At 66.7% G+C, this 20213-nt stretch carries 20 protein-coding genes; 12 read left to right on the plus strand and 8 right to left on the minus strand.

What is annotated here, in order from left to right:
* Nucleotides 1–274 precede the first annotated feature (274 nt).
* Both mgtA and ACR65K_RS15700 read left to right on the plus strand, forming a co-directional pair.
* A complete protein-coding gene (mgtA, locus tag ACR65K_RS15695; RefSeq protein ID WP_440153893.1) occupies nucleotides 275–2989 on the plus strand; it encodes a magnesium-translocating P-type ATPase in 2715 nt (904 codons plus the stop codon).
* A gap of 115 nt (nucleotides 2990–3104) precedes the next feature.
* Nucleotides 3105–4784 (plus strand): GAF domain-containing sensor histidine kinase, encoded by a 1680-nt coding sequence (locus tag ACR65K_RS15700; RefSeq protein ID WP_440153895.1) that lies wholly within the window; start codon nucleotides 3105–3107, stop codon nucleotides 4782–4784.
* 24 nt (nucleotides 4785–4808) lie between these two features.
* On the opposite strand, the gene ACR65K_RS15705 is transcribed toward ACR65K_RS15700, so the two are convergent.
* Nucleotides 4809–5495, minus strand: coding sequence for a response regulator (locus ACR65K_RS15705; protein ID WP_440153897.1), 687 nt, complete (start codon nucleotides 5493–5495; stop codon nucleotides 4809–4811).
* A gap of 148 nt (nucleotides 5496–5643) precedes the next feature.
* A complete protein-coding gene (locus ACR65K_RS15710; protein WP_440153898.1) occupies nucleotides 5644–6126 on the minus strand; it encodes a hypothetical protein in 483 nt (160 codons plus the stop codon).
* Nucleotides 6127–6542: 416 nt separating this feature from the next.
* Between ACR65K_RS15710 and ACR65K_RS15715 the strand changes: the two genes are divergently transcribed.
* The gene (locus ACR65K_RS15715; protein ID WP_440153899.1) at nucleotides 6543–7250 is read left to right on the plus strand and encodes a hypothetical protein; all 708 of its coding nucleotides are present in this window, start codon (nucleotides 6543–6545) and stop codon (nucleotides 7248–7250) included.
* A 9-nt stretch (nucleotides 7251–7259) separates the two neighbouring features.
* Here ACR65K_RS15715 and ACR65K_RS15720 read toward each other — a convergent pair whose 3' ends face one another.
* The 4 genes from ACR65K_RS15720 to ACR65K_RS15735 all read right to left on the minus strand — a co-directional run bounded on the left by ACR65K_RS15720 (nucleotide 7260) and on the right by ACR65K_RS15735 (nucleotide 10904).
* Nucleotides 7260–8336, minus strand: coding sequence for a tellurite resistance/C4-dicarboxylate transporter family protein (locus ACR65K_RS15720; RefSeq protein WP_440153900.1), 1077 nt, complete (start codon nucleotides 8334–8336; stop codon nucleotides 7260–7262).
* A 114-nt stretch (nucleotides 8337–8450) separates the two neighbouring features.
* Entirely contained in the window at nucleotides 8451–9212 is a 762-nt protein-coding gene (locus tag ACR65K_RS15725) for an alpha/beta fold hydrolase (protein WP_440153901.1), read from the minus strand.
* A 19-nt stretch (nucleotides 9213–9231) separates the two neighbouring features.
* Nucleotides 9232–10497: a flavin-containing monooxygenase gene (locus tag ACR65K_RS15730; protein ID WP_440153903.1), complete on the minus strand. Its 1266-nt coding sequence runs from the start codon at nucleotides 10495–10497 to the stop codon at nucleotides 9232–9234.
* A 2-nt stretch (nucleotides 10498–10499) separates the two neighbouring features.
* On the minus strand, nucleotides 10500–10904 hold the full coding sequence (locus tag ACR65K_RS15735; RefSeq protein WP_440153904.1) for a TfoX/Sxy family protein: 405 nt from the start codon (nucleotides 10902–10904) through the stop codon (nucleotides 10500–10502).
* Between the two features lie 227 nt (nucleotides 10905–11131).
* On the opposite strand from ACR65K_RS15735, the gene ACR65K_RS15740 reads away from it, so the two are divergent.
* The 6 genes from ACR65K_RS15740 to ACR65K_RS15765 all read left to right on the plus strand — a co-directional run bounded on the left by ACR65K_RS15740 (nucleotide 11132) and on the right by ACR65K_RS15765 (nucleotide 15389).
* On the plus strand, nucleotides 11132–11638 hold the full coding sequence (locus ACR65K_RS15740) for a hypothetical protein (protein ID WP_440153905.1): 507 nt from the start codon (nucleotides 11132–11134) through the stop codon (nucleotides 11636–11638).
* Nucleotides 11635–12861 carry an Nramp family divalent metal transporter gene (locus ACR65K_RS15745; RefSeq protein WP_440153907.1) on the plus strand — a complete coding sequence of 409 codons (1227 nt, stop codon included), beginning with the start codon at nucleotides 11635–11637 and terminating at the stop codon, nucleotides 12859–12861. The genes ACR65K_RS15740 and ACR65K_RS15745 overlap by 4 nt, the downstream gene beginning before the upstream one ends.
* The gene (locus tag ACR65K_RS15750) at nucleotides 12858–13268 is read left to right on the plus strand and encodes a hypothetical protein (RefSeq protein WP_440153909.1); all 411 of its coding nucleotides are present in this window, start codon (nucleotides 12858–12860) and stop codon (nucleotides 13266–13268) included. The genes ACR65K_RS15745 and ACR65K_RS15750 overlap by 4 nt, the downstream gene beginning before the upstream one ends.
* Nucleotides 13255–13602, plus strand: coding sequence for a PRC-barrel domain-containing protein (locus ACR65K_RS15755; RefSeq protein WP_440153911.1), 348 nt, complete (start codon nucleotides 13255–13257; stop codon nucleotides 13600–13602). Before ACR65K_RS15750 ends, ACR65K_RS15755 begins: the two co-directional genes overlap by 14 nt.
* 201 nt (nucleotides 13603–13803) lie before the next feature.
* A complete protein-coding gene (locus ACR65K_RS15760; RefSeq protein WP_015936345.1) occupies nucleotides 13804–14007 on the plus strand; it encodes a cold-shock protein in 204 nt (67 codons plus the stop codon).
* A gap of 431 nt (nucleotides 14008–14438) precedes the next feature.
* Nucleotides 14439–15389 (plus strand): plastocyanin/azurin family copper-binding protein, encoded by a 951-nt coding sequence (locus ACR65K_RS15765; protein WP_440153913.1) that lies wholly within the window; start codon nucleotides 14439–14441, stop codon nucleotides 15387–15389.
* 70 nt (nucleotides 15390–15459) lie between these two features.
* Here ACR65K_RS15765 and ACR65K_RS15770 read toward each other — a convergent pair whose 3' ends face one another.
* Complete coding sequence (locus tag ACR65K_RS15770; RefSeq protein WP_200946203.1) at nucleotides 15460–16194, minus strand: FadR/GntR family transcriptional regulator; 735 nt, start codon at nucleotides 16192–16194, stop codon at nucleotides 15460–15462.
* 192 nt (nucleotides 16195–16386) lie between these two features.
* On the opposite strand from ACR65K_RS15770, the gene ACR65K_RS15775 reads away from it, so the two are divergent.
* The 3 genes from ACR65K_RS15775 to ACR65K_RS15785 all read left to right on the plus strand — a co-directional run bounded on the left by ACR65K_RS15775 (nucleotide 16387) and on the right by ACR65K_RS15785 (nucleotide 19308).
* Complete coding sequence (locus ACR65K_RS15775) at nucleotides 16387–16932, plus strand: gluconokinase (protein WP_440153914.1); 546 nt, start codon at nucleotides 16387–16389, stop codon at nucleotides 16930–16932.
* A gap of 34 nt (nucleotides 16933–16966) precedes the next feature.
* Nucleotides 16967–18370: a GntP family permease gene (locus tag ACR65K_RS15780; protein ID WP_056332537.1), complete on the plus strand. Its 1404-nt coding sequence runs from the start codon at nucleotides 16967–16969 to the stop codon at nucleotides 18368–18370.
* A gap of 113 nt (nucleotides 18371–18483) precedes the next feature.
* Nucleotides 18484–19308: an SDR family NAD(P)-dependent oxidoreductase gene (locus ACR65K_RS15785; protein WP_440153916.1), complete on the plus strand. Its 825-nt coding sequence runs from the start codon at nucleotides 18484–18486 to the stop codon at nucleotides 19306–19308.
* A gap of 1 nt (nucleotide 19309) precedes the next feature.
* Here ACR65K_RS15785 and ACR65K_RS15790 read toward each other — a convergent pair whose 3' ends face one another.
* A complete protein-coding gene (locus ACR65K_RS15790) occupies nucleotides 19310–20101 on the minus strand; it encodes a hypothetical protein (RefSeq protein WP_440153918.1) in 792 nt (263 codons plus the stop codon).
* Nucleotides 20102–20213 lie beyond the last annotated feature (112 nt).

Consider the following 20213-nt stretch of genomic DNA (forward strand, 5'->3'; position numbering starts at 1 on the left):
CATCGGCGGCGGAGCCGGCAGCCACATCCCGCAGGAGTTGCTGGCCGAGGCCGCGGAGCTTATCCCGGACTGCACGCTGGTCACCCTAAATGTGGGGCACAACGTCCACGCCACCGCCCCGGACCAGTTCTTCAATGTACTCACGGAGTGGCTGGCTCAGCGGGCACTGTGAGGGCACGACCCTGCAAGCGGCGTAGATACACGCCACTCGACTCGACGTCGTACCCTTGCCCTAAGGTAGCGCCACAAACCAACGTGTCCGATCGGATCCGGCATGACAGACCTGAACGTCCGGGAGCGCAGTTCCCTCCAGCTGCCCATCACCGATGCGGCGGCCCTGACGGCGGATCAGACGCTGGAGCGCCTCGGCTCGGCCCCTGACGGGCTGTCTGGAGAAGAAGCTGCCGCGCGGCTTGCAAGCCTGGGTCCCAATGCTGTCCGCACCCACCGCGCCAACGCCTGGGCCGTGCTGGGCCGGCAGTTCGCCAGTCCCATCCTCATCCTGCTGATCGTCACCGCTGCGCTGTCGCTGTTCCTGGGGGACGCCACCAACTCGATCGTCATCGGCGTGATCCTGCTGGTCAGTGTTGGCCTCGGCTTTAGCAACGAATACCGCGCAGAGCGTGCGTCCGAGGCCCTGCATGAGCGTGTCACCCACAAGGCCGCCGTGCAGCGCGACGGGACCACCAGGGACGTGGATGTCACCGCCCTGGTGCCCGGCGACGTCGTCCATCTTTCCCTGGGCGCCATCGTCCCGGCGGACATCCGCCTGCTGACCGCCGACAACCTCCTTTGCGACGAAAGCATCCTCACGGGGGAGTCCCAGCCTGCAGCCAAGGACCCGGCGCCGGTACCGGCGGGCGCACCCCTGGCGGACCTCGCCTCCTGCGTGTTCATGGGCACCGTGATCCAGTCCGGAGGGTGCAGCGGAGTGGTGGTGGCCACCGGCGGCCGGGCCGAGTTTGGCAGGATCGCGCTGGGCCTGGGTGAACGGCAGCCACAGACCGAGTTCCAGCTGGGCCTCAAGCGCTTCTCCTTCCTGCTGCTGCAGGTGGCCCTCGTGCTGACGTCGCTGATCTTCGTGGCCAACCTGCTGCTGCAGCGCCCCCTGCTGGAATCACTGCTGTTTTCCCTGGCCATCGCCGTGGGCATCACGCCGCAGCTGCTGCCCGCCGTCGTCAGCACCAGCCTGGCCACCGGCACCCGCCAGCTGGCCAGGCGGAAGGTCCTGGTCAAACGGCTGGTCTGCATCGAGGACCTTGGCGACATGGACATCCTGGTCACGGACAAGACCGGCACCCTCACGGAAGGGAAGATCAGTTTCACCACTGCCCTCCCGGCCACCCCGGAGGTGTCCGACGGCGGCCTGCTCACCCTGGGTTTGCTGGCCACCGAGGCGGACTATGCGGGAGCGAAGGTTTCCTCCGCGGGCCAGAACCCGCTGGATGCGGCCTTGTGGGAGAGCGACGGCGCGGCGGCTTTCGAACCGGGGCGCTTTGACCGGCTGGACCTGATCCGCTTTGACCACCGGCGCCGCCGCACCTCGGTGCTGGTCCGTGACCGGGGAGGTCCGGCTCTGCTTGTGACCAAGGGTGCGCCGGAGGACGTCCTTGCCCTGTGCGGTGCCACCGCGCCGGCGGTGCAGGGGCTGCTGGATGAACAGTTCGACGCCGGCTCCCGGGTGGTTGCCGTGGCCACCCGCCCGGCCGCGGGGCTGGACAGGCTCACGCCCGCGGAGGAGCGAGACCTCACCCTGGCCGGTTTCCTCGTTTTCCTGGACCGGCCCAAGGCCAACGCCCGGCAGTCACTGGACCTGCTGGAGGCGCTGGGGATCTCGGTGAAGATCGCCACCGGGGACAACGCCAAGGTGGCGGAGAAAGTCTGTGCCGACCTCGATGTGATCTCCGGCGGCACCCTCACCGGCGTCCAGATTGAGACGATGTCCGACGCAGACCTTGCCGCAGCCGCGCGGACGGCCACAATCTTCGCCCGCGTCTCGCCGGAGCAAAAAGCCCGCATCATTGCTCTGCTACGCCTCAGTGGCGGGTCCGTGGGCTTCATGGGCGACGGGGTCAACGACGCCCTGGCACTGCACAAGGCGGACATCGGCATCTCCGTCGATACGGCGACGGACGTTGCCAAGGACGCGGCCGACGTCGTCCTTTTGGACAAGGACCTGGGCGTGCTTGCCGACGGTGTGATGGAGGGGCGGCGGATCTTCGCCAACACCATCAAGTACGTGCTGATGGGCACGTCCAGCAACTTCGGCAACATGTTCAGCGCGGCGGCAGCCTCCGTGGTGCTGAGTTTCCTGCCCATGCTGCCGGGCCAGATCCTGCTGAACAACCTGCTGTATGACTCCGGGCAGCTGGCCATTCCGGGGGACCGGGTGGACAAGGATCAGCTGCGGGCGCCGTCGCACTGGGACATCGCCTTCATCCGGCGGTTCATGCTGCTCTTCGGCCCCATCAGTTCACTGTTCGATTTCGCCACGTTCGCCCTGATGCTGTTCGTTTTCAACGCCATCCCGGGGGAGTTCCGCGCCGGCTGGTTCATTGAATCCATCGCCACCCAGACGCTGATTATTTTCGCCATCCGCACCCGGCGCGTGCCGTTCCTCCGCAGCCGGCCCTCCGCCGGGCTGATTGCCGCATCCCTTGGCGTGGTGGCCGTGGGGATCTTCCTTCCGCTCTCGCCCTTGGCCGGGCTGCTGGGCTTCGACCCGCTGCCGGTCCCGTTCTTCCTGGCCCTGCTGGGCATGGTGGTGGTGTACCTGGTGCTGGTGGAGCTGGCCAAGCAGTGGTTCTTCGCCCGCGACGCCCAGCAGCTGCCGGCGCCGCCGCCGCCCGTCCGGCCCCGGCACGCCACACACCACATCGCCCGCAGGGCCTTCAGGTTCAGCATCCCGGTCAAGGTGCCGCGGACTCCGATGCAGCCCCGGAGCCGGCGCCGGGCATGGCTGCGGGGGCAGGAGACAGCCAGGACGTAACTTATCGGCCGCTGGGTCGCCGGGGTTGTTAGCATGGTGGTGAGAGACACTGGGGGCTGTCACCAATCGGATCCAGGGCGATGGGGCCCTGTTCTATGACTGAGGTGTTTTCTTTATGTGGCGTGAACCAATCCGGCGACGAACCAGGGAGCTTCTGCGTGAGTTCGTGGACCGGGCAGATGAGCTGGTCCGGACCCAGGAACACGTGGAGGGCCTGCTCGGCGCCGTCGTCTCCCTGACGGAAGACCTCAGCCTCGAAGTGGTGCTGGACCGGGTGGTGCAGTCGGCGTGCGAACTCGTGGGTGCGCGGTACGGCGCCTTGGGCGTTATCGGCGATGACCAACAGCTCAGCCACTTCATCACTGTCGGCGTTGACGAAGAAGGTGCCAGGCTCATCGGTGACCTTCCTACCGGCCACGGCGTGCTGGGGCACCTGATCCGCGAGCCCAGCCCGGTGCGCCTCCATGACCTCGGCGAACACCCCATAGCGGTGGGCTTCCCGCCGGAGCACCCGCCCATGAAGACCTTCCTGGGCGTCCCGGTCCGCGTCCGGGACGAAGTCTTCGGAAACCTGTACCTGACGGAAAAAACCGACGGCCAGGACTTCACGGCCGAGGACGAAGACCTCGCCGTTGCCCTCGCCTCTGCCGCCGGTGTGGCAATCCAGAACGCACGGTTGTTCGAGGACAGCAAGAGCCGCCAGCGGTGGCTGGAAGCGGGCATGGACGTCAGCGACCGGCTCAAGGCCAACCCGCGGTCCGACACGAACAACCTGGACATGATCGCCGAGCGTGCACTGCACGCCTCGGCCTCGGCGTTGTCCGTCATCGCGTCAGTTGCCGGAGACGGGACTTTACGGTGCCGGACCTCCCTGGGAGTGCAGTCCATACCCGCGGGGCAGGAGCTTCCGGTGGGCGAGGCCGTAGCCGAGGTGCTGGCAACGGGGGAGTCCAGGATCGTTAAGGATCCGGTCCACGTGTTTGACGGTGCGTCCGCCGAAAAGCTCGGACCGGTCCTGCTCGCTGCGCTGGGCAACAACATCGACGGGCACCGGGACACCGTGTTGATCCTGGCGCGTCCGTCCAGCGGAAGCCGCTACACAGATGTTGATCTTGAACAGAGCGCTGTCTTCGCCTCCCGGATCGGCCTGACCCTTGACCTGCTGCGGGCCAACCAGCTGCGGGAAGAGCACGCGCTGTTCATCGACCGCGAACGCATCGCAAGGGACCTGCACGACCTGGTTATCCAGCGGCTGTTCGCGGCCGGGCTAAGCATCCAGGGGCTGCGCCGCTACACCGGGGACCCCCTCGCGCACGAGCGCCGTGTCGCCGGAATCACGACAGAACTGGACGACTGCATCCACCAGCTCCGCGACACCATCTACGCCCTGCAGGCCCGGGAACAGGACGGGGAGCTCCTGAGCGGCCGCGTGCTGCGCGCCGTCCAGGAAGCTGCCAATGCGGCCGGAGTCCTCCCGAGGATCCAGCTCTCGGGCCCCGTCGATGACGTGGTGGGCGACGAGGTGGCCGAAGAGTTGCTGCCGGTGCTGTCTGAAAGCGTCAGCAACGCCGTCAGGCATTCGGGCTGCGAGGAGATCTATGTGCACCTCTCCGTGCAGGAGGGCCACGTGGTGCTCACTGTCCGCGACCATGGGCGGGGCTTTACGAATCCCGGCCGGATCAGCGGACTGAACAACATGAAGACCCGGGCCTCCCGGGTGGGCGGGACCTGCATTATTGACAGCGCACCCGGCAAAGGCACCAGCGTGACGTGGACTGCGCCCCTCCCTGAATGAAGGAAGCGCCCGGCCAGGCGGGGATCAGTGCAGCAGTTCCCACGCGCGCGGGATGGGCACCGGAACCAGCTGGCTGCGGCGCCGGAAGCCCAGCTTCTGCAGCACTGAGGATACACAGCCAGCCACCGCCTCATCGGGCAGCACCAGTTCCTGCCCAATCTGCCGGTTGGTCAGGCCGCGGGCCATGAAAGCAAGGACGTTCCGCTCCCTCTCCGTCAGGCTGTCCAGCCAGGACGCGGAGGAAGCTGCGTAAAGGCTTTCCGCGATCCTTTCCCTCACCCCCGGCCGCAGCAGTGAACTGCCGGCGGCGGCGCTGCGGATGGCGTCCACCAGTTGGTTGTTGTCCCGCACCTGCTTCAGCACATATCCAGAGGCGCCCGCCAGAACGGCTGCCCGCACGGCATGCGGTTCATCCCAACTTGTCAGGATCAGGCATCGGACTCCGGGGGCGGTGGCGCGGAGCCCGCGGCAGACCTCGATCCCGGTTCCGTCCGGCAGCCTGTCGTCCAACACCGCAAGGTCAGGTTCCAGAAGGGGAATCAGGCGACTGGCTTCTGCGGCCGATCCGCTTTCACCGGCAATGGAGAACCCATCGTTTTCGAGCAGGTCCCTCAGTCCCCGCCGCACAGGTTCATGGTCGTTGAGGATGAAGATCCGGGCGGTCCAGGCCGGAGACCGAAGTGAATCGCTGGGTGCTGCAGGTGTATCCATGAAGACGCTCTCATCGGGTCGATAGCCTCCCCAGCCGCCGCCTTGTCAGCGGGCCCGCCCCGTTCGGAAGGATCCTCAATCAATCATTTCGTGTCGGCTACGTTAGCAGCAGGGCCAAAGGTCCGGTCGTGCCGCTTATCAGGTGTAATCAGGGACCGCCGTTGCCGGAAGCGCCCGGAATCCGGCGGAGGAAAGCCTCCACCGAATGAAGGGTGAGAGCTGCGTCCTTGAAGGCCGGGCTGCCATGCGGGTGCAGCCGGTCCAGCAGGCCGCCGTTGTACTGGAGGCGGCGGAGGGCCGTGGACACCGCACGGCTGGCATAGGCCAGGTCTCCCTGGTGGCGGAGCAGTGCCAGGGTCATGCCCTGGATCGAGGTCAGTGCGACAGCAAGGACGTTTGCGTCCATCTGCCGGCCCGCGGCCCGGTGCCGGCGCAACTGCAGTGCAAAGCCGTCCCACACCTCGCGCGCCGCGATGCGTGCCACTTCCGTCCGGGCTTCATTGTCCGGCAAGCCGCGGCACACCAGGTCCCCATGAAGGCACTCGAACCTGCTGCTGAGTTCCTCGGCCATACCGCCCGCGTCGGTGCCGTGGGATGTCGAAGGCTTGAAGTTGGAAGGATGAAGGAGCATCGCGCGTCGGCGCGCAGCTTCTTCACGTGATAGCCGGGCGTGCTCCTGTAATGCTGGTCGGGCGGGACGGATCGTGCGGATGCCAGGCATGCCGGTCCTTTCAAAGTGCAGCCAGGTGGCAGGGCGCGCCTGGATGCCGCAAGGTGCAAATAAGTGGCGGGTGCATTGGAGAGGGGGGAGGGGGAAAGCCACTCCGGCCTCGCAAACTTGAGGACCCGGATGGCGCCTTTACAAGGATGCCAAGCTGACCGCGCCCGGTTATAGGGCTGAAAGTCCCAACCTCGGAACGGGCAGGGGAAGGGACATCGTTTCATGCTGACGGCCGGGGCTTTGGGCCCTGTTTCCCATGTGTGCCCGCCCGTAGCGTGGGGTTAAGCAGCCCGCGTACGTTGGCTGCCGGAACCGGGAGGCACACGGTGAAATCAGCAAACGCAAGCATCATTGCAGGCATAGTCCTCATTGGGCTGGGTGGGCTTTTGCTGCTGGACCGGCTCGGTGTCATGGACAGTGCCGCCATTGTTGCGCCGCTGATCTTCGCGGCCATTGGGGTTCTGTTTCTTTCCCTGTTCGTCCGGGGGCGGGAAAACTGGTGGGCGGCCATCCCCGGATCCGTGTTCCTGGGCCTGGCAGCCGTCATCACCGCCACACAGCTCACAGGCGGAGCCTGGGGCGCCGCCTTCCTGTTCCTCTTCATGGGTGCCGGCTTCGCCGCAGTGTTCGTGCGGGAACGCACCAACTGGTGGGCACTGATCCCGTCCGGTGTCATGCTCACGCTGGCGGTCATTGTGGCCCTTCCGCAGGAGCTGCAGGGCATGCCCACCGCCGCGGTCCTCTTCCTGGGCCTGGCCGCCACCTTTGGCGTGCTTTCCCTGGTCCCGATCCACACCGCCGGGCACACCGGCGATCAGGCAGCGGAAAGGATGAAGTGGCCGCTGATCCCGGCCGCGGTCCTTACCGTCATGGGGCTGATCTTTGCTCTCCAGGCGACGGTGGTGTTCATTTCCCTGGACTTCGCTTTCCCGGCCATCATGATCCTGGCCGGGATCACCCTGATGGTCTACGCCTACCTCGCCCCCCGGGACGGACGGCAAAAGACGCACCGCACCGGTCCGCGGGCCGGTTGAGTCTCCGGCTTACTGTCCTTTGCGGGAAGGGCGCAGCAGCGTGGCCCACAGGTGCCGGAACATCCCGGCGAAGGTAACCAGGAATGCCGCAAGCGCCAGCCACAGCTCCGCACGCCCGATGGCTGCCACCAGGGGCAGTTCATCCGCGCGGCCAAGATAAATCCCGGCCACCGCGTACATGCCCAGGGGGAAGATCACGCTCCACAGGCCCGGCTCGTAGGACAACGGAACCCGGTGGACCACGTGCCGCCACCAGCCGGCGGCGAGGAGTACCGGGAACAGCCACGAGGCGAAGGACCAGAACACCACGGAGGAGCCGGCCACCAGCCCGCGTGTCGCATCCACCATGGGGGCTCCGGCCATCTCCACGATCCGCGCCCCCGCCAGGACGCTGATGGCCATGGCGCCCATGGCCACGAAGTACTGCGGGCGCAGATCCTCCGGGCGGATGGGATATGTCATGAGCCGGAGCGAGACGAAGATCCCCACGGCGGCATACAGGATGAGCCCCACCGACCAGGCAACGACGGCGGAGAGCGCCAGGGCCGCGCGCCACTCCGGCGCGGCGAGGGGCTCGATGGAGGCCGCCGCGACAGCCACGGACTGGCTGGCCACACACCAGATAAACCATGAGCCGTTGGCATCCTTAACTACAGGGCGCTCAGACCGGCCGAGCACGGCGGTCCATGGCACGACGTAGCCAAGCACCACCCAGGCAATCACCGCCACTGACAGGAGGACCGCCGTCGTGCCCTGCCAACCCGCCATGCCAAGCCGCGTCCCCAGCACGTTTGTTCCAGCGATGAAGGTGAAGAATCCGAACGCCCGGCCGGGGTCCAGGAAGTCTCCGCGCATGTCGTCGGTGAATCTGGCCAGGCGGAGCAGGCTGAGCGCAAGGATCACCACGTAGGAGAGCGCGCACACCACCAGCAGCGCCACTGAAAGGGGGTGGAACCCTTCCAGCTCAAGCCCCACGGAGATGATCCCGCTGGCCATGGTGAGGGCGAAGTAGCCGGGGGTCAGCGTCCGCACCGCCTGGTTCGCGCGGGAGGCGAAGGGAAGCCGGGCGTCAGTGGCCGTGTCCATGCCCCCAGCTTAGGGTGGAGGATCATGCACGCCAGTGTCCGCGAGGTGGCACTTCGCAGCAGTCCCGGGGCATTGCCGTCATATGCCATCTCGCGGGGGAATTGCTCAAGTTTTTCAGCCGGCCTCCGCCCGTGCCCAATGCTCCCGGAGCAGCGCGGCAACCCGTTGCGGCTCGATCCGGTGCGGGGGATCGAAATGGTGGCGGTCGGGAAACACCTCAAGCCGGAAGTCGGGGAAGACCTGGCCCAGCCGCCTGGCGTTGTCAGCGTAGTCATCCGGGTTGCTTTTGCCGCCCAGGATGAACAGCACCGGCCGGTCGAAGCCGGCCAGGCGGTCCCGGTCCAGGTTGTATGACTTGAACGTCCTGATGAACGCACCGATCCCTGCCGGCCGCTTGGCCATCCATGACGGTGGCGGGCCGGGCGGCGGAGGCGGCAGGACGACGTCGTCCCTGACGCCCAGCCGCATGAAGGCGGTGATGAACTCTTCCGGCGGAAGTCCGTCCAACTGGTCATACTTCTTCCACAGTTCCCTGTGCCCCGGACTCCAGTCCCACGTGCCCGCCCATGCGGGCTCAAGCAGTGCCAGGCTGCGGAGCCGTTCGGGATGCGATGCCGTCAGGGCCAGGGTGGCTGAGCCGCCGCCGGAGTACCCCACCAGATGGAACGTATCCCAGCCGCGCCGGTCGGCCTCGCGGAGCACGCCGTCCGCTTCCGTATCCAGGCTCCAGTCCGGCGGCGGTGCGTCCCCGGCATAGAGCTCCAGGTCCTTTGAAACGGCGTTCACCCCGGGTCCCAGTTCCTCCAGCAGGCCCCCGTAGGCAGGGCCAGCCGGAAGGACACTCCCGGGCAGCAGGATCACGCGAACCGGTTCCATGGCAATCACTCCCTGGGGGTCAGCTCCGCGCTGCCAAATGCTCCGTCACGTACTCGGCGTCCGGGCCCACGCCCACCAGGGTGGCGGAGATGTGCCGGGTGAGCCAAGGGAGCCCGACGGCGTACAGGCCCGGGTGCTCCGTCACGCCTTTCACATGGCGGGGGTAGTTCCACTCATCCAGGAGGGGCAGGTCCAGGATGCTGAAGTCCAGCGCGTAGCCAGTGCACCAGATGACGGAGGTAATCCCTTCCGCCGCAAGGTCCAGGCGGGCGCCGGACTCTGCCGGCAGCCAGTGGTCCACCTCCGGTTCCTCAGCTTCGGGGGCGTCGATCCCGGCTGCCCGGATGTACGCGTCGGCAAGCATTTTGAGACGCTGCCCGAACCCCGCCTCCACCAGCCCAAGGCGCTGGGGGAGATCATCCGTGAAGACCAGGTCGTCGTCGTGCAATCCCTCAAACCGGCCATGCAGCCGGACGCCGCGCCGGCCCAGCCCGCGCAGGTGCACACTGTGGCCGCCGCCGTTGCCGGACAGCAGCGGGTTGCACATGAAGCGTCCGGCGGGGGAGGGCAGCTGGTCCACCAGCAGCGCATTGATCCCGTAGCCGGGGCCGTGGACGTTCACTTCCATGATCCAGTGGAAGATGTCCTGGCCCCGGTACCGCCGCGGCGCTTCGGGGCAACTGGACACGGACAGGTGCACGGTGCGCCCCGCGTCGAGCAGGTCCTCGGTGATCTGGCCGCCGGATTGTCCGGTGCCCACCACCAGCACCGCGCCCTCCGGCAGCTGCCCGGGGTTGCGGTACTCATGGCTGTGCAGCTGCAGGATCCCGGGGGAGAGGCCGGCGGCGGCAGGCGGGATCCGGGGGCGCTGGAACGCGCCGCTGGCCAGCACCACGTTCCGGGCGGTCCATGTGCCCCGGCCCGTTTCGAGCGTGAACCCGGTCCCGGCCGGGGCGATCCGGGTGACCTCCGTGTCCAGTTCCACCGGGGCGTTGATGCCCTCTGCGTAACCGCGGAAGAAGTCGATGGTGGCGTCGCGGGGAATGAATCCGTCCGGGTCCGGCCCGTCATAGTCAGTGCCCGGCAGGGCCAATGAAAAGTTGGGGGTGTTCAGGTAGAAGGAGTCCCACCGGTCCTGCCAGGCGCCGCCCAATGCAGGCCGCCGCTCCAAGAGCCGGTGCTCCACGCCCCGCTGCGCCAGCCAGTAGCTGGTGGCCAGGCCGGCCTGCCCGGCACCCACCACCACGGTGTTGGTCCCGTCACGGGAAACCGCGGGGGCGGACATGGCTAGTTCGCCGCCGCCCGGGAAGTCCTCGCGGCCCTTGCTTGGCGTTCCTTGGGCTCTTTGGGCGGCAGGGACGCGATGTAACCCAACGCCTTTTCGGCCCATGCCCGCGCCCGGGTGTCGTCGCCGTCGCCCTCTTCATTCCAGACCTCCGGCAGTCCGGTGTATCCGCCCATGGGCCGCTCCGCCGGCCCGAACGGCACGGTCCGCTCGGATGACTCGAGCATCTCCTTGTCCTCCGGGGAGAGCTTCACGCCGATGGTGGAGCCGAACAGCCCGGCGAACATGTTGCCGTTGATGAACGCGCCGAGGTTGCCGAACATCGGCTTCACCACCACTCCCGGATGGTCAGGGATCACGCGCCGGAACCGCTCTTTGTCTTCCTCGGTTGCCTTGGGCATCTCCATGGCTTCATCTCCCGGTGGTGGGTTGTTTCCGCAGGATCTGGATGCAGGATATGCCTATTCGCAGGCGCGGTCGAGGGTCCGTGGACCCCATGGCGCAGGCGACAAAAATCCCGGCTTGAGCAGGTCAAACTTCCCTGCGGAGTGCTATATATAGCTCAAGGCAACTATTTTTTGGCTGCCCTGCCAGGTCGCATGGATCCGGGAGTTTCCGGGGGCTGGAGGCAACGGTGCTGAACACGCCCGACTCCCTCCCGGCCGCAAAAATTACCCCCCGGGCCGCCGCCTTCCGCGCCCGCCCCGCCGCCAGGCCCGCGCTCGTGGCCCTCGCCGCGCTCGCCCTCCTGACGGGCTGCAGCGGCGGCATTGCTGAGTCGGTGTCCACGGCCGTGAAGGACAGTTCCTCTGCCGTGGCCACCGCACGGATCGCCCTCCGCCAGGACATGGACGGTAAGCTCACCAAAGCCGCCACCGACACCAGCCTGGAGGACGGCCTCAAGGAGGTCGAGGCCAGCAGGAACAGTGTCCTGAAGCTCTCGCCGGCCACGCAGGAGGAGCGCGTTGCGCAAAAGCAGGCGCTGGATGTGCTGGACCAGTGCGCCGCTGGTTTCGCCACGGCACGCGCCGCGCTGGCAGCCAACGACGGCGGCAGCCCGGCCCTTTCCGACGGTGACAAGGCGCTCGCGGACGCGCAGGACGCCCTGAAGCAGCTCGAAGGCGCGGTGGGGTCCCGGTGAAGCGGCTCCTCGGCGTCGCGCTCGGGGTCCTCACCGCCATCGGCGGGTTCGTGGACATCGGGGACCTGGTGACCAACGCCGTCGTCGGTTCCCGGTTCGGGCTGTCGATGGTGTGGGTGGTGGCCGTCGGAGTGGTGGGCATCTGCCTGTTCGCCAACATGTCCGGCCGGGTGGCGGCGGCATCGGGGCGGGCCACCTTCGAAGTGATCCGCGAACGCCTCGGCGCGCGGGCAGGCCTGGCCAACCTCTCGGCGTCCTTCCTGATCAACCTGATGACCGTCACCGCGGAAATCGGCGGTGTGGCGCTGGCCCTGCAGCTGGCCAGCAGCGTGTACTACCTGCTGTGGATCCCCGTGGCGGCGCTGGCCGTGTGGCTGGTCATCTGGCGCGTCAGGTTCACCATCATGGAAAACGTCGCGGGCCTGCTGGGGCTGACGCTGATTGTCTTTGCGGTGGCGTTGTTCCTCCTCAAACCTGACTGGGGAGCGCTGGCCGGGCAGTTGACGCCCGCCGTGCCGGAGCAGGAAACAGTGTGGACGTACAGCTACTACGCCATCGCACTGTTCGGCGCCGCCATGACCCCCTACGAGGTCTTCTTCTTCTCCTCCGGCGCCGTGGAGGAAGGCTGGACCGTAAAGGACCTGCTGCAGGAACGCATCAACGTCCTGGTCGGTTTCCCGCTGGGCGGCCTGCTGTCCGTGGCCATCGCGGCGTGCGCCGCCGTCGTGCTCCTGCCGGCCGGTATTTCGGTGACGTCGCTGTCCCAGGTGATCCTGCCCGTGGCGGAAGGTGCCGGGAAGCTGGGGCTGGCGTTCGTGCTGGTGGGCATCGTGGCCGCAACCTTCGGCGCCGCCCTGGAAACCACCCTCTCGTCCGGCTACACGCTGGCCCAGTTCTTCGGCTGGTCGTGGGGGAAGTTCCGCCGCCCGGCGGAGGCCGCGCGCTTCCACGTGGCCATGATTGTCTGCCTCCTGATCGGGATGGCGGTCCTGGCCACCGGCGTGGACCCGGTGCAGGTGACCGAATACTCGGTGGTGTTCTCCGCCATTGCCCTGCCGCTGACGTACCTGCCCGTCCTCATCGTGGCCAACGATCCCCAGTACATGCACGAGCACGTGAACGGCCGTGTGGTAAACGTGCTGGGAATGGTCTACCTGGTGATCATCCTGGTGGCCTCCCTTGCCGCCATTCCGCTCATGATTGTGACAGGAGCCGGCTCATGACCTCCCCGTCCGGTCCGCTGCCGCCCGTGCCGCACGTGGCCGGCCGCATCCTGGACGCGCAGCTGCACCTCATGGACCGGCAGGTTTTGGACCACGACGGCGTCCCGGTCACCACCGTGGACGACCTTGAGGTGAGCGGGCCTGCTTTGGACGTGGAGATCCCGCCGGGGACGGCGCCACCGGTCATCACGGCCCTGCTGACCGGGGCGGTGCTGGGCACGCGGATCTTTGGCGGCAGGCCGCCGTCGTCCAGGCTGATCCGGATCCCGTGGAAGGACGTGGCGGAGGTGGAAGTGGTGGTTCGGCTGGGCGTGAGCGGCGAACCGCTGGATGCCAGCTGGGTGGAACGGTGGGTCCGGGACAAGATCATCGCGCGGATACCGGGAGGCCGCCATGATCCTCGGTGACCTGCTGGGCACTCCGGTCCATGACCCCGACGGCGGATGGCTGGGCCGGGTTGCCGACGCCCGGTTCGTGCTGGACGGGCCCCCGCACCAGCTGATGGCGGACGCGCGGCTGCTGGGGCTGGTGGTCAGCCCGCACAGCGTTGCATCGTTCCTGGGGTACGAGCGCAATGGCCTCACCCACCCGTGGCTGCTGGCCCGGATACTGCGGTGGCGGCACCGCGGCTCGTTCCTGGTGCTGTGGGAGGACATCGCGATGGTGGGCCCCCGCTCGGTCCGGCTCCGCCCCGGGTTCACCCGGTACAGCACGGCGCTCGAGGATCGCCGGCAGGTTTAGTGCCGTTGAACAGGCACGGAATTAGGTGTGGGGCGAATCTCCTGTAGTGTTGATCCTGTTGTTGTGTTTATGCAGTTGGTAGTTCAGGCAGTACGCGCGGTCGAAAGTCCGTGTTCTTCTGAAGTAGCGGTTTTTGAACACCCCACGCCGGAGGGCCCGAAAGTCGGGATTTTCCCTCCACCTTCACGAAGGACAAAAATAATGGCTACTGGTACCGTCAAATGGTTTAACGCTGAAAAGGGCTTCGGCTTCATCTCCCCGGACGACTCCTCGCAGGACGTTTTCGCGCACTACTCCGCGATCAACTCCTCCGGCTTCCGCTCCCTCGAAGAGAACCAGAAGGTTTCCTTCGACACCGAGCAGGGCCCCAAGGGTCCCCAGGCCACCAACATCCAGGCTCTCTAATTTCCTAGGGTTCCGGGACCGTTAGGTTTCCAAGCAGGGCTTGCCGTTCATCGGCAGGCCCTGCTTTTGTTTAACCCAGCTGTGCCAGTTCCCGCCCGCAGGCCTGCGCCTCGAACAGTATTTTCCTTAGCCGCCCCGTCTCGACAAGTTCCACCTACAGGAGGACTGTTGAAGGTGCACGCGCCTCCAGCATGTGCACACCAGCACCGTGGGCGGCGTCTGGAAAATTGGTATACCTGCGCGGCACCAGTTGGGGTGGTGCATGTCCGGCCCGAAAATTGGCCGGCACTGGCTGCCCGCGCTCCCCGGCATCGGCAGCCGGCACCTTCACTCCGAAAAACAGTGGCCGGTTGGGCCAGTCACGCAATGGGTCGAATCGGCTGCAGCTGCACATCGGCATTTATCAGATCGCCGTTTAAGAAAGCACTGCTATGAAGCACTATCGGGGAACCACACCGAGATCCAACAAACTGGCATTCATTGTCGCATTCGCTGTTGCACTACTCGCCTCATTGGCTGCAGCCGGCCCCGCATCGGCCGACGGCGGCCACCGGACCTGGCAGGTACAGGTGGGCTCTGAATCCCGCGACCAGGAGATCCAGGGGATGGCGTTCCTACCCTCGGAGATCTTTATCAATAAGGGGGACACCATCGCGTGGCACGCAAACTCCGCCGAAATTCACACAGTGACATTCCTGGCTTCGGGACAGTCGCTGCAACCGTTCAATCCGTTCAGCAACGATGAGTTGCTGAAGCGCGGAGGGGACAGCTACGACGGGCATTCATACTACAACTCGGGCCTCCTGGCCAACGTGGACGTCCCTGGCTTCCCCGATGCGAGGAGTTACAGCCTGTCGTTCCCGCGGGAAGGCGACTTCACGTACTACTGCCTGGTCCACGGCATGGTGATGAAGGGAACGGTCCACGTGCGCGATCGGGGCACGGACTACCCCTACAGCCAGGCTGACTACGACAAGGCATCGAGGGCGCAGGAGAGGTCCATCCTCCGGGACGGGCAGCAACTGGACGCATCCCTGGCGCAGCAGGCAAGCAACCACAAGGTCATAGCCGGCGGTGACGACGGCGTGGCGATGGTCATGCGCTTTGTCCGGCCAACCGTCACAGTGCATGTTGGCGATACCGTCGTGTTTGCGAATACAGGCATGGACGCTCCGCACACCGTCACGTTTGGCACCGAACCGGCGAACATTTTCGCCCCGTCCGGCGACCCGGAGCACTTCGATGGCGGCAACCTCAATTCGGGAGTCATGTGGCCCGGGGATGAGTTCGCCGTGACATTCCAGGCGAAGGGAACTTTCAGGTACATCTGCGCCCTCCATGACTACATGGGCATGGTGGGCAAGGTGAGGGTCGTCGACTGACACCCCAGTTACCCTCGAGATACGCGGTCCGGTCGGGCGATTGCCCGGCCGGACCCGTTTGCGTTCGGGGTCAGCGCAGCCCCATCGCTTCCCGCACCTCATCGAGGATGTGGTGCATGGCCCGTTCCGCCTCCGCGGTATCGCCCCCGGCCACGGCCGTCGCAACAGCTTCATGCGCCTGCAGTGCTTCGCTCCTCGGCTTGAACGGCATGAGCCCCTGCCGGGTCCGGCTGGTCAGGACCTCCGCGATCATCCCTTCCAGGGCGCGGAACATTTCATTGCCGCAGCTTCGCAGCAGCAGCTGATGGAACGCGATATCGGCGGCCAGGAAGGCCTGGAGGTCGCCAGCCTCGCCCAGCCGGCGGAGGTCGGCGGCCAGGGACACCAGTTGTGCACGCTCTGCGGCGCTGGCCCGGCGTGCAGCGCCCGCTGCTGCGATGGGCTCGACGGCGATGCGCAGCTCGGTGAGGCTGCTGTACTGCAGGTCCCGCCGGTCCGAGGCCAGCCGCCAGCGCACCAGGTTCGGGTCGAAAACGTTCCAGAGCGAGGGTTCCTGCACCACGATGCCCACGCGCCGGCGTGAGTAGACCAGGTTCATCGATTCGAGGACCTTCATGGTGTCCCGGGCAACGGTCCGTGAGATTCCGTACTCGTGCTGCAGCCCTTCAAGGGTGAGCCGTGTGCCCGGGACGAGCTCCCCGGAAGCTATGGCAACCCCCACCGCCTCAATAACCCGCCCCTGCGCCGCCGGGGAGGGACCGCCGTCGTGCACTTCATCGCCGTCCTGGATTGTCGCCGTCGACATTCTTTTCCCCGTTCCGTTACGCGCCGCTGCGCCCCTCCAGAATAGCGGGGAAAGCGGCAAAGGTATGACTTGTGACACGAATAGATAGCATCTTTAGTGAAGAAAGGTGATACCTTATCGCTTGGCCCGATGAACACCGGGCCGGCAGCGAGCTTCTTCGAAAGCCAAAGACGTCTTCTCCGGAGGTATGACATGCAGTATCCAGCCACGCACCTGGTGGTCATGGGCGTTGCCGGTTCCGGCAAATCCACCCTGGCGGCCGCCCTGTCCCAACAGCTGGGATGGGCCTGCGCCGAAGCGGATGAATTCCACCCGGAAGCGAACATCACCAAGATGAGCCAGGGCATTCCCCTCCAGGACGGGGACCGCTGGCCCTGGCTCGAGGAGATCCGCAGCTGGATGACCGCGCAGGCCGCCGCCGGCAAGAGCACCGTCCTCACCTGCTCCGCGCTCAAGCGCGGCTACCGTGAGCTGCTCGCCGGCGCCGAAGGCCGCGTCATCTTCCTCCATCTCGACGGCGGCGCGGACCTGATCAGTCAGCGCATGCAGGGGCGCGTGGGTCACTTCATGCCGCCCACCCTGCTGCCCAGCCAGCTGGCAACCCTTGAGCCGCTCAGCCAGGAAGAGCTGGACGCAGGCAGCCTCCGCCTCGACATCTCGCGCTCACCCGAAGAACTGGTCGCCGCCGTCGTGCAGGCCCTCAACCTCCCCTCCGGCCAGGCGCCCACAGCGTCCTGACCCCCAGTCCCCAACCCTGTTTCAAAGGAGAACCATGACCATCGAAGGATGGACCCAGACGATGGGCGCAGGCCCCCTGCTGCTCATCGCCGCGGCGGCAATTCTTGTGCTGCTGTTCCTGATCATCCGGCTGCGGATGCACGCCCTGATCGCCCTGATCCTCATCAGCCTGGCCACCGCCTTTGCCACCGGCATCCCCGCCAACCAGGTGGTCCCGGTCCTGGTCAACGGCTTTGGCACCACCCTGGGGACCGTGGCACTGCTGGTGGGCCTGGGCGCGATGCTGGGCCGGATCGTGGAAACCAGCGGCGGCGCCAAGGTGCTGGCCGACTACCTGATCGGCGTCTTCGGTGAAAAGCGCGCGCCGTTCGCGCTGGGCCTGGCCTCGCTGATCTTTGGCTTCCCCATCTTCTTCGACGCCGGCCTGGTGGTCATGCTGCCGGTGGTCTTCGCCGTCGCCCACCGACTGGGTGGGGGAGTGCTGCGCTACGGCCTTCCCGCCGCCGGCGCCTTCTCGGTGATGCACATCTTCCTGCCGCCGCACCCCGGTCCGGTCTCCGCCGCCGCCTTCTTCGATGCCAACATCGGCCTGGTGCTGATCGCGGGCCTCATCACCGCCATCCCCACCTGGTACGTCACCGCCTACCTGTACGGCCTGTACACCGGCCGGAAGCTGGTCCTCCCGGTTCCCGAAATCCTGGGCCACGCCAGTGCCGACGCCGAGGCGCACCCGCCAAAGTTCCGCACCATTATCGGGCTGCTGCTCCTGCCGCTGGTCCTGATCTTCCTCAACACCGGACTGAACACCCTTGCCTCCTCCGGAGCCCTGGACGCCTCCGTCAAGAAGGAACAGTGGTTCCAGATCCTGCGGACCATCGGTGAAACCCCGGTGGCACTGCTGATCGCCGTGCTCGCGGCGCTGTTCGTGCTGGGCACCCGCCGCGGCCGCGATGCGGGGGCGCTGGAGAAGCTGCTCGAATCCTCCCTGGGACCGGTCTGCTCGGTCATCCTGATCACCGGCGCCGGAGGCATGTTCGGCGGCGTCCTGCGCACCTCGGGCATCGGCAAGGCGCTGGCGGACGTCCTGGGCAACCTTGGCATCCCGCTGATCCTGGCAGGATTCCTGATCTCCGCCATCCTGCGCATCGCCCAGGGCTCAGCCACGGTCGCCCTCACCACCACCGCGGGCCTCATTGCCCCCGCGGTCGCAGCAGGCGGCCTGAACGGCATGCAGATCGCCGCCATGGTGATCGCCGTCGCCGCCGGATCCGTGGTGGTCTCCCACGTCAACGACTCCGGCTTCTGGCTGGTGGGCCGGTTCTTCGGGATGGACGTCAAGACCACCCTGAAGACTTGGACCGTGATGGAAACCCTGATCGGCGTGATGGGCTTCGCTATCGCCGCTGCCATCTTCCTGGTGGCCGGTGTGGCGGGCTGACGCTTCACGCTGAGTGACGGCGGGGCGGCTGGTGGGAACACCGGCCGCCCCGCCGTCGTTGTTCCCCTTGGCGTGCTTTCCCTATGCGCCGCCCGCCGACCAAAGGACACCCCTTGACTCCTCGCACCATCGTGATCACCGGCGCCAGCGACGGCATTGGCGCGGCAGCCGCACGGACGCTGGCCAAGGCAGGGGAGCAGGTGGTCGTCGTCGGCCGTTCCGCCGAAAAGACCCGCGCCCTGGCGGGGGAGATCGGTGCAGACTCCTACCTCGCCGACTTCGCCGACCTGGCGCAGGTGCGCGAACTCGCCGCCCAGCTCAAGGAAAAGTACCCCCGGATCGACGTCCTGGCCAACAACGCCGGCGGCATCATGGGCAAACGCACGCTCACGGTGGACGGCAACGAATCGACATTCCAGGTCAACCACCTGGCACCGTTCCTGCTGACCACGCTGCTCATGGACACGCTCACCGCCAGCAGGGCCAAGGTGGTCAACACCTCCAGCGGCGCCAACAGCTTCGGCAAGCTGGACCTGTTCGATCTCAGCGCCGAGCACGGATACAGCACCAACCGCGCCTACGGAACGGGCAAGCTCGCCAACATCCTCTTCACGTCCGAGCTGCACCGCCGCTTCCACGACCAGGGAATCACGACGGCGGCATTCCACCCGGGCGTGGTCCGCACCAACTTCGCGGCGGAGTCCGGGAGCCCCTGGCGGCACGCGTACACCACCTTGCTGAACCGCTTCATGCTCAGCCCTGATCAGGGTGCCGACACCCTGCTGTGGCTCACCAACGGCACCCCGGGCACCGACTGGATCTCCGGGGCGTATTACTACAAGCGCTCCCTGGCCAAGGCCAACCCGCAGGCGTACGACGCCGAGCTGGCCAGGGGCCTGTGGGAGAAGAGCGAAGAGCTGGTCAAGGCCTTCGTCTAGCCTACCGTTCGCAGGCCAGGCCGTCGTGGTCGGCGTCCAGTCCGTAGATGTCCGTGCCTGTGACCTGGATGGGGCCGCGGACGTACGCCGGCCCGTTGCCGCTTCCGCCGGCGCAGTCCACGTCGGAGGCAATGGGAACGCAGCCTGAATAGTTGGGGTCGCAGCCGGGATTGGTGCCCGGAACGGGTTGGGCCACGGGAGCGGGAGGCGCAGCAGCCTTTGCGGCAGCCGCCGCCGCAGCCTTGTCCGCTGCTGCCTGGGCTGCCGCCGCTTCCTGGGCGGCCTTCGCTTCGGCGGCCTGCCGGGCAGCGGCCTCTGCGGCGGCTGCATCAGCGGCAGCTTTGTCGGCCGCGGCCTTGTCGGCTGCGGCCTTATCTGCGGCTGCCTTGTCAGCTGCGGCCTTTTCCGCGGCCACCTTCGTTGCAGCTGCGGCTGCCAGCTTCTCCGTGACCCGCTTGGACTGCGCGGCGTCCAGCCACACCAGCCTGCCGGATTCGTCCTTGGTACAGACATAGGTGGTGCCTGCGGAAACCTGCTGCCCGTTCACTGCGGTGCAGGGCGTATCGGCAATGGGTTTTGGCGTGGGTGTTGCGGTTGCAGTTTCGCTGGCGGGGCCTGCAGCGGCCGTCAGTGAGGCCTGGGGTGCGCCGCAAGCTGCCAGCAGGAGCACGACGGCGGCAGCGGCCCCGGCGGTCAGCGTTTTGTTGGAGCCCTTCCGCCAGGCAGCCCCGGCGGTCAGCGTGTCTTCCTTGCGAGAGGTGCGGGGCGCGGAAGGGCTGTGAATTTCAGGCATGGTTCCCCCAAATGCGTGTGCTGGATGCGGATTGCACGGCCAGCGTAGCCACGGCTGCGTGGCCGGAACCGGGTTAAGCGGAAATCTTGACGCATTCCTTCGCCAACCCTGC

This window comes from Arthrobacter sp. SAFR-179 (assembly GCF_059414945.1).